Source organism: Martinezella paranaensis (genome assembly GCF_014200235.1).
GTDB classification, from domain to species: domain Bacteria; phylum Pseudomonadota; class Alphaproteobacteria; order Rhizobiales; family Rhizobiaceae; genus Rhizobium; species Rhizobium paranaense.
In genome coordinates this window covers 146,044-162,342 of the sequence record NZ_JACHBI010000004.1, presented here as the reverse complement: position 1 = coordinate 162,342, position 16,299 = coordinate 146,044, and the positions used below count along the sequence as shown (strand labels likewise).

General features: G+C 61.3%; 14 protein-coding genes. 6 read left to right on the top strand and 8 right to left on the bottom strand.

Translation table 11 applies throughout. The features are described from left to right. The first annotated feature begins 24 nt into the window (after positions 1–24). The 3 genes from GGD50_RS12015 (at position 25) to GGD50_RS12005 (ending at position 3,933) form a co-directional block, all read left to right on the top strand. Positions 25–1,380: an Nramp family divalent metal transporter gene (locus GGD50_RS12015; RefSeq protein ID WP_107109750.1), complete on the top strand. Its 1,356-nt coding sequence runs from the start codon at positions 25–27 to the stop codon at positions 1,378–1,380. A gap of 132 nt (positions 1,381–1,512) precedes the next feature. Continuing rightward, positions 1,513–3,324 carry a M23 family metallopeptidase gene (locus GGD50_RS12010; protein WP_107109751.1) on the top strand — a complete coding sequence of 604 codons (1,812 nt, stop codon included), beginning with the start codon at positions 1,513–1,515 and terminating at the stop codon, positions 3,322–3,324. A 195-nt stretch (positions 3,325–3,519) separates the two neighbouring features. Next, the gene (locus GGD50_RS12005) at positions 3,520–3,933 is read left to right on the top strand and encodes a GFA family protein (protein ID WP_107109752.1); all 414 of its coding nucleotides are present in this window, start codon (positions 3,520–3,522) and stop codon (positions 3,931–3,933) included. Between the two features lie 4 nt (positions 3,934–3,937). Here the strand turns inward: GGD50_RS12005 and GGD50_RS12000 are convergent, their stop codons facing one another. From GGD50_RS12000 to GGD50_RS11985, 4 genes are all read right to left on the bottom strand, one after another. Continuing rightward, positions 3,938–4,861 carry an SMP-30/gluconolactonase/LRE family protein gene (locus GGD50_RS12000; protein WP_107109753.1) on the bottom strand — a complete coding sequence of 308 codons (924 nt, stop codon included), beginning with the start codon at positions 4,859–4,861 and terminating at the stop codon, positions 3,938–3,940. Positions 4,862–5,117: 256 nt separating this feature from the next. Then, positions 5,118–7,406, bottom strand: a complete 2,289-nt coding sequence (locus GGD50_RS11995; protein WP_107109754.1) for a xanthine dehydrogenase family protein molybdopterin-binding subunit — start codon at positions 7,404–7,406, stop codon at positions 5,118–5,120. Further along, positions 7,403–8,386, bottom strand: coding sequence for an FAD binding domain-containing protein (locus GGD50_RS11990; RefSeq protein WP_107109755.1), 984 nt, complete (start codon positions 8,384–8,386; stop codon positions 7,403–7,405). The genes GGD50_RS11995 and GGD50_RS11990 overlap by 4 nt, the downstream gene beginning before the upstream one ends. Further along, positions 8,383–8,850 carry a (2Fe-2S)-binding protein gene (locus GGD50_RS11985; RefSeq protein WP_107109756.1) on the bottom strand — a complete coding sequence of 156 codons (468 nt, stop codon included), beginning with the start codon at positions 8,848–8,850 and terminating at the stop codon, positions 8,383–8,385. Before GGD50_RS11985 ends, GGD50_RS11990 begins: the two co-directional genes overlap by 4 nt. Positions 8,851–9,154: 304 nt before the next feature. On the opposite strand from GGD50_RS11985, the gene GGD50_RS11980 reads away from it, so the two are divergent. After that, complete coding sequence (locus tag GGD50_RS11980) at positions 9,155–9,799, top strand: TetR/AcrR family transcriptional regulator (RefSeq protein WP_107109757.1); 645 nt, start codon at positions 9,155–9,157, stop codon at positions 9,797–9,799. A gap of 288 nt (positions 9,800–10,087) precedes the next feature. Then, complete coding sequence (locus tag GGD50_RS11975) at positions 10,088–10,465, top strand: DUF427 domain-containing protein (RefSeq protein ID WP_107109758.1); 378 nt, start codon at positions 10,088–10,090, stop codon at positions 10,463–10,465. A 54-nt stretch (positions 10,466–10,519) separates the two neighbouring features. On the opposite strand, the gene GGD50_RS11970 is transcribed toward GGD50_RS11975, so the two are convergent. The 4 genes from GGD50_RS11970 to GGD50_RS11955 all read right to left on the bottom strand — a co-directional run bounded on the left by GGD50_RS11970 (position 10,520) and on the right by GGD50_RS11955 (position 14,765). Further along, on the bottom strand, positions 10,520–11,590 hold the full coding sequence (locus GGD50_RS11970) for an ABC transporter ATP-binding protein (RefSeq protein ID WP_107109759.1): 1,071 nt from the start codon (positions 11,588–11,590) through the stop codon (positions 10,520–10,522). A gap of 21 nt (positions 11,591–11,611) precedes the next feature. Then, entirely contained in the window at positions 11,612–12,460 is an 849-nt protein-coding gene (locus GGD50_RS11965) for a carbohydrate ABC transporter permease (protein ID WP_107109760.1), read from the bottom strand. Further along, positions 12,453–13,391, bottom strand: a complete 939-nt coding sequence (locus GGD50_RS11960) for a carbohydrate ABC transporter permease (RefSeq protein ID WP_107109761.1) — start codon at positions 13,389–13,391, stop codon at positions 12,453–12,455. Before GGD50_RS11960 ends, GGD50_RS11965 begins: the two co-directional genes overlap by 8 nt. A gap of 72 nt (positions 13,392–13,463) precedes the next feature. Beyond that, on the bottom strand, positions 13,464–14,765 hold the full coding sequence (locus GGD50_RS11955) for an ABC transporter substrate-binding protein (protein ID WP_107109762.1): 1,302 nt from the start codon (positions 14,763–14,765) through the stop codon (positions 13,464–13,466). A 220-nt stretch (positions 14,766–14,985) separates the two neighbouring features. On the opposite strand from GGD50_RS11955, the gene GGD50_RS11950 reads away from it, so the two are divergent. Continuing rightward, positions 14,986–16,188, top strand: a complete 1,203-nt coding sequence (locus GGD50_RS11950) for an ROK family transcriptional regulator (RefSeq protein ID WP_107109763.1) — start codon at positions 14,986–14,988, stop codon at positions 16,186–16,188. Positions 16,189–16,299: the final 111 nt, after the last annotated feature.

Genomic DNA, 16,299 nt, shown 5'->3' with positions numbered 1-16,299 from the left:
TCATAGACGATCCCGGAGCCCCGCATGACGCAGATTCAGGAAGCAGCCGCACCGAGCGCGTGGAAATTTGCCCACCCCGATGAAGATGCGCGGCCGAGCCTTCCGGAAGTCAATGCCACAGTTCATGTTCCGCACACCGGCACTTGGGTTCGGCGGCTGATCGCCTTCCTCGGACCGGGCTACATGGTTTCCGTCGGTTATATGGACCCCGGCAACTGGGCGACGGATCTCGCCGGCGGCGCGCAATTCGGCTACACGCTGCTTGCCGTCATCATGCTGTCCAATCTGATGGCGATCCTGCTGCAAGCACTCGCAGCCCGGCTCGGCATCGTCACCGGCCGCGATCTGGCGCAGGCCTGCCGCGACCATTATTCCAGGCCGGTCAATCTGGCCCTGTGGTTTGCCTGCGAACTTGCCATCATCGCCTGTGATCTCGCCGAGGTCATCGGCACGGCGATCGCGCTGCAATTGCTCTTTGGCATCCCCTTGATCGGCGGCGCGCTGATCACCGCGCTGGACGCCTTCCTGCTGCTGCTCCTGATGAATAAGGGCTTCCGCTTCCTGGAGGCCTTCGTCATCGCGCTCCTCATTGTCATCGCCACCTGTTTCGCCATCCAGATTGCCGCCGCCGCTCCTCCGGTCGCCGCTATCCTCAACGGCTTCATCCCCTCGCCCGAGATCGTCACCAATCACGAGATGCTCTACATCGCCATGGGCATCATCGGCGCGACCGTCATGCCGCATAATCTCTACCTGCATTCCTCGATCGTGCAGACCCGCGCCTACAAGCGCACCGACGAGGGCCGCCGCGATGCGATCAAATGGGCGACGACCGACAGCACCATTGCCTTAATGCTGGCGCTTTTCGTCAATGCTTCGATCCTGATCGTCGCAGCCGTCGCTTTCCACAACAGCGGGCATTCGGATGTCGCCGAAATCGGCCAGGCCTTCGAGTTGCTGTCGCCGCTGCTCGGTCTTGGCATCGCCTCGACGCTTTTTGCCGTGGCGCTTCTTGCTTCTGGCCTCAATTCCACCGTCACGGCGACGCTCGCCGGCCAGATCGTCATGGAAGGCTTCCTGCGCCTGCGCATTCCGCACTGGGCAAGGCGGCTTTTGACGCGTGGCCTCGCAATTATTCCAGTTGTTTTTGTTACCGCATTTTATGGTGAAAAAGGTACTGCGGATTTGCTGGTTTTGAGCCAGGTCATCCTGTCCATGCAACTGCCTTTTGCCGTCATCCCGCTCGTCCAATTCGTCACAGATCGCGGAAAAATGGGCAGATTCACCGTTTCAAGGAGTGTTGCCGTCCTCTCCTGGCTGGTTGCCGGCGTCATTTTGGCGCTGAATTTCAAGCTGCTTTACGACACCATCTTCGGTTGACGAATCGCTCGCAACGCGCGAATCTGCACGCGCTGAAGATCACGGTAATTAACCCATCTGTAATATTTGCCCAGATTTTGACATGATTTGCCCTAGTTTGGGCCCACCGCCGTCTGCAGGGTTCCTCAATTCATGGCCGAAAGTCCATTGCGCGTCCAATTTCCTGCAGAGGCTGCGATTCAGGCGCGGCCACATCATGAATTTTATATTCCTTTTCTGCCCCACTCAGCCCATCTTCGCCATCTGATCGCCATCGGCCTTGCCGGCACCGCCTCCTTCGGCCTTCTCGCGACCGTTCTTTATCCGCTGCTCGCCCGCCACACGATCGAACAAGCCGTGCCGATCCACATAGCCCAGCTCGTCCGATCACAGCCGGCATTGCGCAAGAGCGACCGGCTTGCCACGAAACAGCGTTTCGACGGCTCCCGCTTTGCGCAGGTGGCGGAAAAGACGTCGAACGGCGAAACCCGCATCTTTACCTATCATCGCACGACGCTGGTCTTCAAAGCCGAGGATAGCGATCCTTCCGGCGGCGATGCCGCGGCCTTCAATGCGGCCTATGACGGCGATACCCAGTCCGAGCCTGCTCTCTTCTCAGCGCCGTCGCTCGCGGATATCCGCCCGGGTATCTATCCGCACGCCAATCGTTACGATGCAGTCCGGCGCTCACGCTTCCCGGTCCGTGGCGTACCGTTGAATGTCAGCGTGTCGAAGGCGACCACGGGCGAGGCAGGCCGCGAATTCAAGCGACTGGTTTCCATGCCGAAGGACCGGCAGGACCTGCAGGATATCCTCGCCTCCGCCGGTCTCGACGGAAATGCCGGCGACGAGCTGCAGCGAGCCTTGGAAACCGATACGGTTTCGCCCGGCGACAGCCTGGAACTGCTGCTCGAGAAAAAGACCGCTGATGCACAACCGAAGCTGATCATGGCCCGCCTTAGCGGCGGAAAAACGCCGGAGCGCATCGTCGCACGCGACGATGCCGACAGCTTCGTGCCGCTCACCGACGACCGGCTGTTTTCCACGCTCTATAGCGAGAGCCAGGCTGATGCGCCGTCCTCTTCGGAAGTGGCCGCCGTCGACCTCAAGAGCATCGACAGCGACGATCGGTCGACGATCCGCACCAAACTGGAGAAGGCGGGGCTTTCCGACGAATGCGCCGACCAGCTCATGAAGCTTGCCAAGGCAAATGGCGTTGCATTGACGGGTGACGATACGCCCGACAGCGTCGATCTGCTGTTCCGCAAGGCGGACAATGGCAAAAGCGAACTGATGTTCATCGAGTTCCACACCGATGGCGATACGCACCGCTTCTACCTGCACAAGGACGGCGGCATAGGCCCCTCGGAATTCTACGATGAGGGCGGTCATTCCGTCGCCAAAGTGCTGACCCACCGCCCCGTACCTAACGGCACGCTCGGTGACGGATTTGCCTGGCGCATTCATCCGATCCTCGGCGTCCGGAAATTCCACAACGGCGTCGATTTCCGCGCCCCGATGGGCAGCCCGATCATGGCCGCCGGCGACGGCACCGTCGAAAAGATTTCCTGGGAAACGGGCTACGGCAAATATGTCCGTATTCGCCACGATGGCGGCTACGAGACCACCTATGCCCATATTGCCTCGACACCGTCGGACCTGCATGTCGGCGAGCGCGTCACGCAGGGCCAGGTCATCGCTTATGTCGGCTCCACCGGCTATTCCACCGGTCCGCATCTCTACTACGAACTGCGCGTCAACGGGCGCTACGAAAACCCGCTGACTGCTCAATTGCCGGCCGGCACCAATCTCACCGGCAAATCGCTGGACAGCCTGCGCTCGCAGGTCAGCCACGTCGACAATATCATGACCTATCTCGACGTGCCGCCGCCAAACGAAGCCCGCCCCTTCTCGGCTTTCGACCAGGGACCGGAGCGAGGCCCGGGCCATTTCGGCAGGCCCTGATCGGCGCGATTACGGCAGAGCTGCCTCGCTGGGCACCACCAGCATTTTTTCCCTTAAGTGACGAAATTTTGATTCAAGGCTGGAAAAGCAGACCAGCCTTGGACGCCTACTGCACGATGTTCAATGGGATCGCGTTGCACCGCCGTAGGTTTGAAATATCAACGCGACCCGCTTCAGAAAACGGAGGGTTTTCCCATGGCTGATGCCCGATGCACTTGCGGCGCTCTTACACTGACGCTTTCACAACCGTCAAAATTGGTGGTCGCCTGTCATTGTCTCGACTGCCAACGCAGGACCGGTGCGCCATTTGGCGTCGGCGCCTTTTATCCGGCCGACGCCGTTGCCATTTCCGGCACGTCGAAAGAGTTCACCCGCGAGGCCGCAAGCGGCGGAAAGGTCCACACCTACTTTTGTCCCAACTGCGGATCATCGGTGTATTGGAAGGCCGAAAACCTGTCGTCCTTCGTCGGAGTTGCAGTCGGCGCGATGGCCGACCCCAAATTCCCGGCCCCCGCCAGATCGGTTTTTGAGCAGTCGAAACACGATTGGGTTCAAATCGAAGGCGCCGAACACTTCCAGCAAAGCAGCGCAGCAAAAAATTCGAACTGAGCGCCTAACGCAAACGATTAGCCGGCTCAGCAGGGCCGCTATTCACATAGATCGCATAGAGCGAAGTCGTGGCGGTAATGTAGAGCCGATTGCGCTTCGGGCCACCGAAGCAGAGGTTTGATACGACCTCGGGAATGAGAATGCGGCCGATCAACGTGCCATCCGGCGCGTAAACCCGAACGGAATCACCGCTGGAGGCAAAGATGTTGCCGTGGCGATCGACCCGGAAACCGTCGAACAGGCCGATTTCGCAAGTGGCGAAAACACGCCCCTCACTGAGGCTGCGCCCGTCCGGATTGACCGAATAGGCCGTGATCGTCGGCGGCAGGCCGGGCACATGCGTACCGCCGGTGTCGGAGACATAAAGTACGCTTTCATCCGGGGAAAAGGCAAGACCGTTCGGTTTGACGCGGTCCCTGGCAACCAGCGTCACCGCTCCATCGGCCGGATCGATGCGGTAGACGTTGGACGCGTTGATTTCGGACGGTGCGGCAAAGCCCTCATATTCACTGTCGATCCCGTAGGTGGGATCGGTGAACCAGATCGAGCCATCCGACCTTACGACGACATCGTTCGGCGAGTTCAACCGCTTGCCGTCGAAGTGCTCGGCAAGCGGCCGCCAGCGGCCGTCATGATCAAGCCGGCTGACACGCCGACGTCCATGCTCGCAAGCGATGATACGACCTTCGAAATCGAGCGTGTGGCCGTTGTGATAACCGACAGGGCTCTCGAAGACGCCGGCTGCGCCCGTTACCTCGTCATAGCGCAGGATTCGGTCGTTCGGGATATCGGACCACACGACATGGCGCGCGGCCGGCACATAGACGGGTCCCTCGGTCCAACGCCCGCCCGTCCACAACTGCTCCAATTGCGCAGACCCGTTGATCAGCGCCTTGAAGCGCTGATCGAGAATATCATACTGGCTCATGATGCTCCGCCCTGTTCCTCACAGCCAGCCAACCTCCGACCGGCCTCCCATAATCAGAAGCCAGTCTAGTGACAGCAATCATCGGCTGTCAAAAACAAGCTGAGGATATGACACGCTTTTGACCGGCGTCATTGCGTCACTGGAAGTGTAGCGTCGTCCCCTCTCCCCGCGAGCGGGGAGAGGGCTAGGGTGAGGGGCCGGGCACAAGACCACGTCAACAGCGGCCTCGCCCGACCATCCCCAAAATCCCTCAAAATTACAGCAGCTTCTCCAGCGTAATCGGCAGCTCGCGTATCCGCTTGCCCGTCGCGTGGAAAACCGCATTGGCAATTGCCGGCGCCACACCGACGATACCCAGTTCGCCGACCGCTTTACCGCCGAGCACGGAGGCGTGCGTATCGGGAATCCCGACCGAGATCACTTCGATGTCGGGAATATCGGCATTGGTCGGCACGAGATAGTCGCCGAGGTTATTATTGATGACACGGGCGAAGCGCTCATCGACGATGCCCTCTTCCAGCAGCGCCTGGCCGATGCCCATGATGATGCCGCCCTTCCACTGGCTTTCGGCAAGCTTGGGATTGTAGAGCCGGCCGGAATCGAGCGCCGAGACGACGCGCGAGACGCGCACGGTGCCGAAATCCTCATCGACGCGCACCTCGATGAAGTGCGCGCACCAGCTATGCATCGAATAGTCGCCGTCCGTGGGCGACAGCATGGTCGCGATGGTCGAGAAGTTGCGATAGTGATCCGCATTGCTCTGCTTGTCTTCTGGCAGTGTGTTACGCAGCACCTCGATCTTGTCACGGCCGATCTGCCGCAGAAGCTCGGCAATGGCGATGCCGTCGCCACCATCGCGCGGCGGCAGAATGCGGCCTTCCGAAACGGTCAGCGTATTGGCCTGCAGATCACGAAGCGGAGAATTGGGATCGTTGATCGCCAGTCCCACCAGCTCATCGCGGGCGGCGACCGCTGCCTTGTAAACGGCGCCGGTCATCAGGTTGGCAAGCTGCGATCCGCCGGCGACGGGCGCCCGCGGCAGGGCGGAATCGCCAAGTTTGACGCGGACCTGTTCGACCGGGATGCCGAGCGTTTCGGCCGCCGTCTGCGCCAGGATCGTATAGGTGCCCTGGCCCATGTCGATGCCGCTGCTCGCCACTTCCGCCGAGCCGTCGGCAAGAATGCGCACCAGCGCTTCACCCGGCGTGCGGCGCACCGGATAGGTGCCGGCGCCCACCCCCCAGCCGATCAGATGCTTGCCGTCGCGCATGGAGCGCGGCGCATGCGAGCGCTTCGCCCAGCCGAAAGCCTTGGCCCCAGCCTCGAAAGCCTCGCGCAATTGCCTTGTCGACCAGGGCTTGTCGGCTTCCTGATCCCGCTCGGCATAGTTCTTGAGCCGGATTTCCAGCGGGTCCATGCCGAGCGTGTAGGCGAGCTCATCCATAGCGCTCTCGATACCCCAGGCGCTCGGATTTTCGCCGGGGGCACGCAATGCGCCGGGCTTGACGGTGTTCACCGCCACAATGTTCTGCCGCGACGAGAGATTGGGCGTCGCATACATGAGCGAGGTTACGACACCCAATGGCTCAACTGCCACGTCGCCGATCGAAGTCTCGTTGGCGCTGGTATGGATGATGGAGGTGAGCCTGCCGTCCTTGGTCGCGCCAAGCGCAATCCTCTGGCGCGTGCAAGGCCGGCCACCGAAGGAGGTGAAGGTCTGTGGCCGGGTGATGACCAGCTTCACCGGACGGCCGAGCAGCTTCGCCGCCATGACACCAACAGCGCCATGCGGCAATGCCAGCGCCTTTGAGCCGAAGCCGCCACCGATATAGGGCGAGATCATCCGCACATTCTCGAAGGGAATGCCGAACCACTCCGCATAGGTGCGCGCCATGCCGTCGATCCACTGGCTTGGCTCCCAGAGGGTCAGCATGTCGCCATCCCATTTGGCGATCAGCCCATGCGGCTCGATCGGCACGTTGTATTCCCGCGGCGTCTTGTATTCGGCTTCGATCTTGACCGGTGCTGCGGCCAGGGCCGCTGCGGCATCCCCCCACTCCCTGGTCATCGGATCGATCGGGAAACCCTCGCCACCCTTCGGATCTTCAAGGCTGAAGATCGCCGGAGCTTCCTCATAGGTGACCTTGACCAGTGCCGCCGCGGCTGTCGCCTGCTCGAAGGTTTCGGCAACGACGATGGCGACATGCTGGCCGCTATAGGTAATCTCCCTGACAAGCGGCCGATACGGGCCTTCCGGGCCGGGGGTGTCGAGCCAGGTGGTCGGTGAATTCAGATCCGGCATCGTGTCCGGCGTCAGCACCAGCAGAACGCCCGGCGCTCCCTCCGCCGCCGCCGTATCGATGCCAGTCATGCGACCGGCGGCAATCGTGCTTTGCACCATCACCGCATGGGTCAGCCCCTCGAGATCGCGCTCGGCCGCATAGTCGGCCTCGCCTTTGATCTTCGCGGTTCCGTCCAGGCGGGACAGCCGCCCGCCGAGCGCGCCATCGGCAGCGCCATGTTTTCTGGTTTCCATGATGGTCATGCCATTTCTCCCATCGTCAGGATGGCGCGCTCGACGACACGCGGCGCAAGCGTAATCTTGTAGTGATTGCCGCCATGATAGACGGCGCCTTGGACAGCGAGCAGGCTGGCGCGCTTCACAGCAGCCGTATCGAGCACCTGGCCTTTCAATGCTTTTTCGACGGCGCGGGCACGCCAGGGCTTGGTGGCGACACCGCCAAGCGCCACCCTGATATCCCGGATCGTCCTGCCATCTGCCTCCAGTTCAAGCCCGACGGCGGCGCTGGCCGCCGCGAACTCGTAGGACTGCCGGTCGCGCACCTTGAGATAAGTCGAGCGGTGTGCAGCGTCGGAGGCCGGAATGGTGATCGCCGTAATCATCTCGCCCGGCTCGATCGCATGTTCCCGGTCGGGCGTCGTTCCCGGCAAAAGGAAGAAATCATCGATCGCGACCTGACGGCTGCCGAGATGCACGACCGCATCGAAGGCCACCAGAGCAACCGCCAGATCGCCGGGATTGGTGGCGATACAGGCCTCGCTCGTGCCGAGAACCGCATGATTGCGCGTGACGCCGCCGATTGCCGAGCAGCCGGAACCGGGCGCGCGTTTGTTGCAGGCGGCGAAGGTCGCCGGATCGCGGAAATAGGGACAGCGCGTGCGCTGCATCAGATTGCCGCCGATCGTCGCCATGTTGCGGATCTGCGCCGAGGCCGCAAGCGACAGCGCCTCCGAAACGGCCGGGAACTGCGCCTTGATATTGGCATCGTCGGCGACACGGCTCATCTTGGCGAGCGCACCGATCGTAACACCCTGATCGGTCAGGGAGATGGCATCGAGGCCAGCAAGATGGCTGATATCCACCACCGTCTCGGGCTCGGCAACGCCGCATTTGGCGAGATCGAGCAACGTCGTGCCGCCGGCAAGCAGCATGGTGGCGGAAGAGGCAGCGGCTTGCCGGACCTCATCGACCGAGCCGGCGCGGAGATAGGAAAAGGCCTTCATTGGGCGGCCTCCGCTGCTTCGCGCACGGCGGCAACGATGTGCGGATAGGCACCGCACCGACAGAGATTGCCGGCCATATATTCGCGGATTTCATCATCGGAACCGGCATGGCCTTCGCGGATGCAAGCGACCGCCGACATGATCTGTCCCGGCGTGCAATAACCGCATTGGAAGGCATCATGTTCCAGGAACGCGGCCTGGACCGGATGCAGATCGCCGTTTTCCGCCGCCAGCCCTTCGATCGTCGTGACCTTGCGGCCTTCGGCCTGAGCAGCCAGCGTCAAGCAGGAGAGCACACGTTCGCCGTCGACATGGACGGTGCAGGCACCGCATTGGCCCTGGTCGCAGCCCTTCTTGGTGCCGGTCAGACAGAGATGCTCGCGAAGAGCATCGAGAAGCGTGACACGCGGATCGAGCGAAAGCTCGTGCTCGTGTCCGTTGATATCGAGATAGACGGTAGTCATCAGCTCACTCCCTGTTCGGGTCATCATCTTTTGCAATCGTCAGGATCTGCCAGCCGTGACATCAGCTCTTGACGTCAGCCCGGCCGGCGCCAGGTAATCAGGCTACAGCGCTTTTGCCGGCGCGTGCGGCTTGTGGCGGGACGCCGGGGAGGGCCGCTCTTTCACCGTCTTCGATCCTCCGATCAGACGGCAATGGCATCCTGGCCCATTATGCGATAACAATCCTCTGGTACTCCAGATTAAACGGAGGCGCCTCCGTTTATTATCCTAGAGACTTGTCGGATATCGTCAAGTCGCAATCCGCATGGAGCGAAAATTGGCTTCGAGGCCATCGTCAGAGCTGAAGGACGACACGCCGCCAGGCGCAAAAACTCTACGCGCGGATGCACGCCGCAATCGCGACAAGCTCATCGAAGTCGCGGCGCAAGCCTTCGCCAACCACGGCACCGCCGCCTCGCTCGAAGACATTGCGCGCCGCGCAGGTGTCGGCGTCGGTACGCTCTACCGTCATTTTCCAACCCGCGAACATCTAGTCGAAGTCGTCTATCGCCATGAGGTCGAGGTGCTCTGCAATGCGGCCGAAGAGCTTTCGCGCGAACGCGCGCCGGATCAAGCGCTGGAAGAATGGATGCACCGCTTCGTCGGCTATATCGCCACCAAACGCGGCATGGCCGACAGCCTGCGCATCCTGCTCAACAGCAATTCCGAACTCTTCGCCGACAGCTACGGCATGGTACCAATCGCGCTCCGCGGCCTGATCGAACGGGCAGTGGCCGACGGCTCGATCCGCGCCGACGTCGACAGCACCGACGTGCTGCATGCCCTGTCCGGCACCTATTCCATGCCCAATTCGCCGGAGTGGCACGACCGCTCCCGCCGCCTCGTCCGCCTGCTGATGGACGGCCTGCGCTGGGGTGCACCGAAAGCGCTGAAGCCGCAGGGGGCCTGATAATCGGCAGGATGCTTCCTATATGCTTTTGAACTGAGATCGTCAGGCGAGTTTCTTGCTGTCGCCGCTTATGTGCCTGGGGGCCCTCACCCTAGCCCTCTCCCCGCCAGCGGGGAGAGGGGACGACAGCGCAAAATAGCGCGCTGCTTCATTGGGGCGGAAGCGCCTTAATCACCGTAGAGCCCCCTCTCCCCGCAATGCGGGGAGAGGGTTGGGGTGAGGGGCCAGGCACATAAGCACGGCAGAACCAATCTCACCTGACATTCAGCAAAGCTGAGGAGAGCAAGAATGTCCGAAAAGCTGGTCAAGATTCCCGGTCCCGATCATCCCATCACGATCGAGAACAAACGTGCCCATGTCACCGTTTCGGTTGCCGGCAAGGTCATTGCCGATACCCATGACGCGCTGTCCCTGAAGGAAGCCTCCTATCCGGCCGTCATCTACGTGCCGCGCAAGGATGTCGACATGTCGGCGCTCCAGAGAACCGACCATGCCACCTACTGTCCCTTCAAGGGCGATTGCTCCTATTACAGCATCCCCGTCGGCGGCGAGCGCTCGGTGAACGCTGTCTGGACCTACGAAAATCCCCACGCCTCGGTAAGCCAGATCAAGGATTACATGGCCTTCTACCCGGATCGGGTCGACGCCATTAACGTTGATGCCTAAAGCAATTCCAGGAAAAGTGCGCAGCGGTTTTCCGTCCGGAATTGCGTGAAAGCTCTAAAGAGCAAGCCCGCTTCCGCTGTCGAAAACGTAGACCTGATCGGCATTGACGGTGACCTTCAGTTGTTCGCCATAACGAACCGGAGCCTCACCGTCGACGACGGCCGTAACCTGCTCGCCAGCCAGATCGAACAGCACATGCGTCTGTGCGCCCGTCGGCTCGACCAGCAAGGTCTGGCCGGTGAGCGGCGAGCCATTGCCCGTTAAGCTCAGATGTTCCGGCCGAAGGCCGATCTTCACGCTTTGCCCGGACTTCACCTTGCGTTCGCCAGCGATGCGCACCGGCGTGCTATCCCTCAGCCGCACTGCAGGGGTGCCATCGACGCCTTCAACCACACCGTCGAGAAAATTCATCGCCGGCGAGCCGATGAAGCCGGCAACGAAGAGATTGGCCGGCTGGCGATAAAGTTGGATCGGCGTGCCCTGCTGCTCGATCTTCCCCTGGTTCAGCACAACGATGCGGTCGGCAAGCGTCATCGCCTCGATCTGATCGTGGGTGACGTAGATCGAAGTGGTCTGCACCTTCTGATGCAGCGCCTTGATCTCCGAGCGCATCTGCACGCGCAGCTTCGCATCGAGATTGGAGAGCGGCTCATCGAACAGGAAGACGGCAGGGTTGCGCACCACGGCGCGGCCCATGGCGACGCGCTGGCGCTGGCCGCCCGAAAGCTGCGCCGGCTTGCGGTCGAGCAACTTTGTCAGGTCCAGCATGCGCGCGGCCTCGTTGACCCGCTGCTCGATCACCGGCTTGGCCTCGCCTGAGAGCTTCAGGTTGAAGCCCATGTTCTCGGCGACCGTCATATGCGGATAAAGCGCGTAGGACTGGAAGACCATGGCGATGTTGCGCTCGCGCGGCGTCATGGCATTGACCACCTGCCCACCGATCGACACGTCGCCATCGGTGATTTCCTCAAGCCCGGCGATCATTCGCAGCAGCGTGGACTTGCCGCAGCCGGAGGGGCCGACGAGCGCGATGAACTCGCCGTCTTCGATCGCCAGCGAGATATCGTGAATGACGGTCAGCGCCCCATAGGCCTTGTGGATGTTGTGCAGTTCGACGGATGCCATTTGTTTGTGCTCCAATAAGGCTCAGGATTTCACGGCGCCGGCGGTAAGGCCGGCAATGATGTGCTTCTGCGCCAGGAAGAAGACGATGACGGTGGGCAGGATGGTCAGCGTGATGAAGGCAAGCACCAGCTCCCATTCCGTGCCGAATTCGCCGCTATAGACCATCATGCCGAGCGGCCAGGGATAGATCGAATCCGAATTCAGCATGATCAGCGGCAGGATGTAGCTGTTCCAACTGCCGACGAAGGAAATGATGCTGACGGTCGCGATGATCGGCCGCGAGAGCGGCAGCGAGATATGCCAGAAAAAGCGGATATAGCCGCAACCATCGACAAATGCTGCCTGGAACAATTCTTCCGGAAGGTTTCTAAAATAGTTCCGGAAGAGCAGGATGCTCATACCAAGGCCGAAAGCCACCTGCGGCAACACCACGCCCCAATAGGTATTGAGCAGGCCAAGATCGCGGATGCGGATGAAGAGCGGCAGGATGGCGGTGGCCGCCGGAAACATCAGCCCGATGAGGAAATAGTTCAGCAGGAAGTTCGAGCCGAAGAACTTCACATGCGCGAAGGCGAAGGCGGCCATCGCCGAGACCGACAGCGTCAGGAACACGGTCAGCACAGCGATGATCAGCGAATTCATCATCTGCCGCCAGTAGCGGTCGCCAAACAGGATGCCGGTATAATTCTCGAAATGCCACTCGGCCGGCAGGCCGAAAGGATTGGTGCGGAGATCGCCGAGCGTCTTGAAGCCGCCGAGCGCGGTCGTCAAAAGCGGGATCAAAACGATGGCGGCGATGATGGTCAGCGACACATAGAGATAGATCTTCGTGCCGGTGGTCATGCGAACGGATGAGGCCATATCAGTCATTGCGCATAAATATCCGTTTGTAGCCGAAGGCGAGGGTGACGCAGATCACGAACAGCACGACGCCGACAGCGCTGCCGAGGCCGACCTGCATGCGCGTGACGCCGAAATTGTAGAGGAAGGTCACCATCGTCTGCGTCGAGTTGAACGGGCCGCCGCCGGTGAGCGGCATGATCATGTCGAAAAGCTGCAGCGATCCCACCACCGCGAAGAAGACGGAAAGGCGCAGCGTCGAGCCGAGCAACGGCAGCGTCACGTAGCGGAACTTCTGCCAGCCGGTGGCGCCATCAATCTCGGCCGCCTCCAGCACGCTCTTGTCGAGCGACTGCATGCCGGCGATGAACAGCATCATGTGAAAGCCGAAATATTTCCACACGATCACGCCAAGCACGGCATACATCGCCAGATTCTTGTCGGCGAGCACGTAGGGCGTCGGGGTGCCGAGGAAATGCGCGATCGCGGCGAACAGGCCGTAGTCGCCGTCATAAACGAAGCGCCAGATCAGGCCGGCGGCCACTTCGGCCAGCACATAGGGAAGGAAGAAAATCAGTCGGAAGAGCACGACGCCGCGAATACGATGCGCCAGCATCGTCGCCAGCCAGATGGCGAGCGGCACCTGGATGGCGATCGAAACCAGAATGATCAGTGCATTGTTCTTCAGCGACGTCAGGAAGGCGTCGTTCTTGAAGAGAACCTGGAAATTGCGCAGGCCCACGAACTCGGTCGGTGGGCCATAGCCGTTCCAGCGATAAAGGCTGTACCAGGCCGCTTCCCCCATCGGCAGGATGACGAAGATGGTGAAGAGCAGCAGCGCCGGCGGCAGGAACAGTAGAATGACGGGCAGACGGCCGCGCGCGGCGGGCGATTTTCGCTTCGCTGTGGGCCTCGCTCTTGCGATGGAAGGCATGGCGGTCGTGGCGCTGACATCGGTCATGGGCGGTCTCGACGATTGTAATTCAAAGAAAAACCGGCGCCGGCGCAAGGGAGAGGCCGGCGCCGGATGGCGCTAGAGCTGGTCCTGTTCGAATGAGTCCTGAACCTGCTGCGCTCCATCCTTTGGCGAAATCTGGCCGGAGACGATACCAACAGCCACATCGTTGACGACGCGGCCGACCGAGGGGCCGAGATCCTGGTCAAAGAAGTTCTGGTGCCAGGTCGAATGCGCCAACTGGTCGGCGGCTTCGTGCATCAGCGGACCCTTGACACCATCTTCGGCGCCGACAGCGACCGGGACGATCATGCCGGCCTGCGCCAAGGTACGCTCGTTCTCGGCATTGGTCAGATAGGCAAGGAAATCGAGTGCTTCCGGTGGGGCCTTCTTGGTGACGGCCCAGCCGTTCAAGCCACCGAGCGTATCGGTCGGAAGGCCGGCGCCACCGGTCACGGCCGGGAAGGCGAAGCGGCCGATATTGTCATCCGCCAGGCCCTTAGCGTCGCCGGCATTGGTGCGCTGGTTGGCAACCGTATTTTCGAAGCCGAGGATCATCGCAGCCTTGCCGTCACCAAAGACGCCAAGCGCCTGCGGCCAGGTGATGCCGAGATAACCGGGCTGGAAGGGTTCGAGCTTTCCGAGTTCGGCAAGCTGCTCGCCCGCCTTGATGATCGCCGGATCGTTGAAACCGTTGCCCTTACCGTTCTTGGCATCGTTGAAGACCTGCTGACCGCCGTCGCGCATCACCAGATAGCTCCAGTAGAAGTGGATCGGCCACTTCTCACCGCCGCCGCCGGCGATCGGCGCAATGCCGGCAGCCTTGAGCTTCTTGACCGCGGCCAGATAATCGTCCCAGGTCTTGATGGCGCTAGCATCGACGCCGGCCTTGGCGAACAAGGCCTTATTGTAGAAGAAGGAAACCGTGCCGAGCTTATAGGGCACGGCGCTGATCTTGTTGTCGAACGTCAGGCCTTTCACCGCCGCGGGATTATAGCTCTTCACCCAGGCGCCATCCTTGGCATTCATCGCCGCAGTCAGGTCCATCAGCGTGCCCGTCGCCTGCTGCTGCTTCAGCACGCCACCGCCCCAGCTAAAGAAGAAATCGGGCGCGTCCTTCGATTGCAGCAGTGTCGGCAGCTTGGCCTTGAAGGCCTCATTGGCCAGGAACTGCATCTCGATCTTCGTACCGGGATGCTTGGCCTCATACTGATCCGCGATCTTGCGCCAAACGGCGACATAATTCGGATCGGTTTCCAGATGCAGCCATTTGACGACCGTGTCGGCGGCAGCGCTCGACACACCTGCGAGAATCGTCAGCCCGGTGGTTGCAGCAATAGCGGCGATGCGAAGGGCCTTGGCCCCACGTAGATGGATCATGATTTTCTCCTCCCAAGGGAACCAAGAGCCTCAAATATTTTTTCCCTTATGCGGAATAATTCAACGGAGCTTTGCTGAAATGTCAACCACCATCGTTAAATTTTGGCAGATTACCCGCAAAACGGCTTGACATTGGGCGATGACCATAGGTTATTTAATTCGCATTCCGTTAAAAATATCAGGCCGCAGCCGAGCGGGTCCATCATTCGGCACCATTCTCATGAAAACAGCAGATCCCGAGCTTATGCGGGCGATAAACCGCTTCAATGTGCTGGACACGATCCGGCGGGCGGGCTCCATCGCACGTATCGAAATCAGCGACCGCACCCAGCTTTCGACCACGACAGTCTCGGCGATCACCGCATCGTTGCTGGATGATGGGCTGATCCTGGCGCGCACCGAAGGCGACCTGCGCGAGGCCGCCGCCCGAGGCCGGCCCCGCGTCATGCTGGAGCTCAATCCGGACGCCGCGCGCGTCGTCGGCGCGAAAATCGCCGCCAACCGCATGGTCTTCGTCGTCACCGACTTTCGCGGCGAAGTTCTGTCAACGCTGACGCTGGCGCTCCGCGTCGACCGGCAGCCGATCGGCGTCATCGCCGATCTCATTGAGGATGGCGTGCGCCGCTGCGTCGTCGATGCCAACCTGGCTCTGGACGAGATCGATTCCGTCTGCCTCGGCCTGCCCGGCGTCGTCGAACACCGTACCGGCCATGTCCGCACCAGCCCGATCTTCCGCGAAACCGGCGTCGATTTCGCCAAGGAAATGTCCGAGCGGCTGGGCGTGACCACCATTGTCGAAAGCGATGCGCATGCCATCACGCTGGCGCATCACTGGTTCGGCAAGGCGAGAGACCTGGACGACATGGTGCTCGTGTCGTTGGAACAGACGCTGGGGCTTGGCGTTCTGCATGGCGGCCAGCTCTTTCGCGGCGCCGGCGGCCTCAGCCACAATCTCGGTGATCTCGTGCTCGGCATGGGGCCACAGGGCATTATCCGATTGGCAAGCCTTGCCGGCGAAAGTGCCATTCTCGGCGATCAGCCGAGCGGCCGTTTTGCCGAAGCTATCCGCCTCGGTCGCGGCATGGCCCATGCCAAGACACTGATCGACGCCGAAGACAACGCGCTGATCAATGCAGCAATCCGCGCCGGCGAAGCCTGCGGCATGGCGCTCGCCAATATCGTCACGCTGTTTGCTCCGCCGCGCGTCATTCTGGTCGGTTCGAGCCTGGCGCTCGGCCAGCCCTTTCTCGACAGCCTGCGGGAGGCCTATTCGCTGGCGATCCCGCCATCGATCAAAGGCGTGACCGAACTCGTTTTCGACCAGTCGACCGACGAGACCTGGGCGCAGGGCGCCGCGGTCGTGGCGCTGCGCGAACTCTACGAATCGCCCTGGGGAACGACGGGACCGGCACCGGCCCTCTGATCCCCAAAGCAATTCCAGGAAAAGTGCGCAAGCGGTTTTCCGTCCGGAATTGCATCGAAACAATAGGATGGAGCGGTTCAGCGAATCCGTGAAACGCTGAACCGCTCCAGG

What these genes read in the sequence shown, in the direction of transcription:
- GGD50_RS11980 (WP_107109757.1), top strand. Translation starts at nt 9,155, where the DNA reads ATGGAGCGAAAATTGGCTTCGAGGCCATCGTCAGAGCTGAAGGACGAC.
- GGD50_RS11965 (WP_107109760.1), bottom strand. Translation starts at nt 12,460, where the DNA reads ATGACTGATATGGCCTCATCCGTTCGCATGACCACCGGCACGAAGATC.
- GGD50_RS11950 (WP_107109763.1), top strand. Translation starts at nt 14,986, where the DNA reads ATGAAAACAGCAGATCCCGAGCTTATGCGGGCGATAAACCGCTTCAAT.
- GGD50_RS11995 (WP_107109754.1), bottom strand. Translation starts at nt 7,406, where the DNA reads ATGACCATCATGGAAACCAGAAAACATGGCGCTGCCGATGGCGCGCTC.
- GGD50_RS11990 (WP_107109755.1), bottom strand. Translation starts at nt 8,386, where the DNA reads ATGAAGGCCTTTTCCTATCTCCGCGCCGGCTCGGTCGATGAGGTCCGG.
- GGD50_RS11970 (WP_107109759.1), bottom strand. Translation starts at nt 11,590, where the DNA reads ATGGCATCCGTCGAACTGCACAACATCCACAAGGCCTATGGGGCGCTG.
- GGD50_RS12005 (WP_107109752.1), top strand. Translation starts at nt 3,520, where the DNA reads ATGGCTGATGCCCGATGCACTTGCGGCGCTCTTACACTGACGCTTTCA.
- GGD50_RS11985 (WP_107109756.1), bottom strand. Translation starts at nt 8,850, where the DNA reads ATGACTACCGTCTATCTCGATATCAACGGACACGAGCACGAGCTTTCG.
- GGD50_RS11955 (WP_107109762.1), bottom strand. Translation starts at nt 14,765, where the DNA reads ATGATCCATCTACGTGGGGCCAAGGCCCTTCGCATCGCCGCTATTGCT.
- GGD50_RS11960 (WP_107109761.1), bottom strand. Translation starts at nt 13,391, where the DNA reads ATGACCGATGTCAGCGCCACGACCGCCATGCCTTCCATCGCAAGAGCG.
- GGD50_RS12000 (WP_107109753.1), bottom strand. Translation starts at nt 4,861, where the DNA reads ATGAGCCAGTATGATATTCTCGATCAGCGCTTCAAGGCGCTGATCAAC.
- GGD50_RS12015 (WP_107109750.1), top strand. Translation starts at nt 25, where the DNA reads ATGACGCAGATTCAGGAAGCAGCCGCACCGAGCGCGTGGAAATTTGCC.
- GGD50_RS12010 (WP_107109751.1), top strand. Translation starts at nt 1,513, where the DNA reads ATGGCCGAAAGTCCATTGCGCGTCCAATTTCCTGCAGAGGCTGCGATT.
- GGD50_RS11975 (WP_107109758.1), top strand. Translation starts at nt 10,088, where the DNA reads ATGTCCGAAAAGCTGGTCAAGATTCCCGGTCCCGATCATCCCATCACG.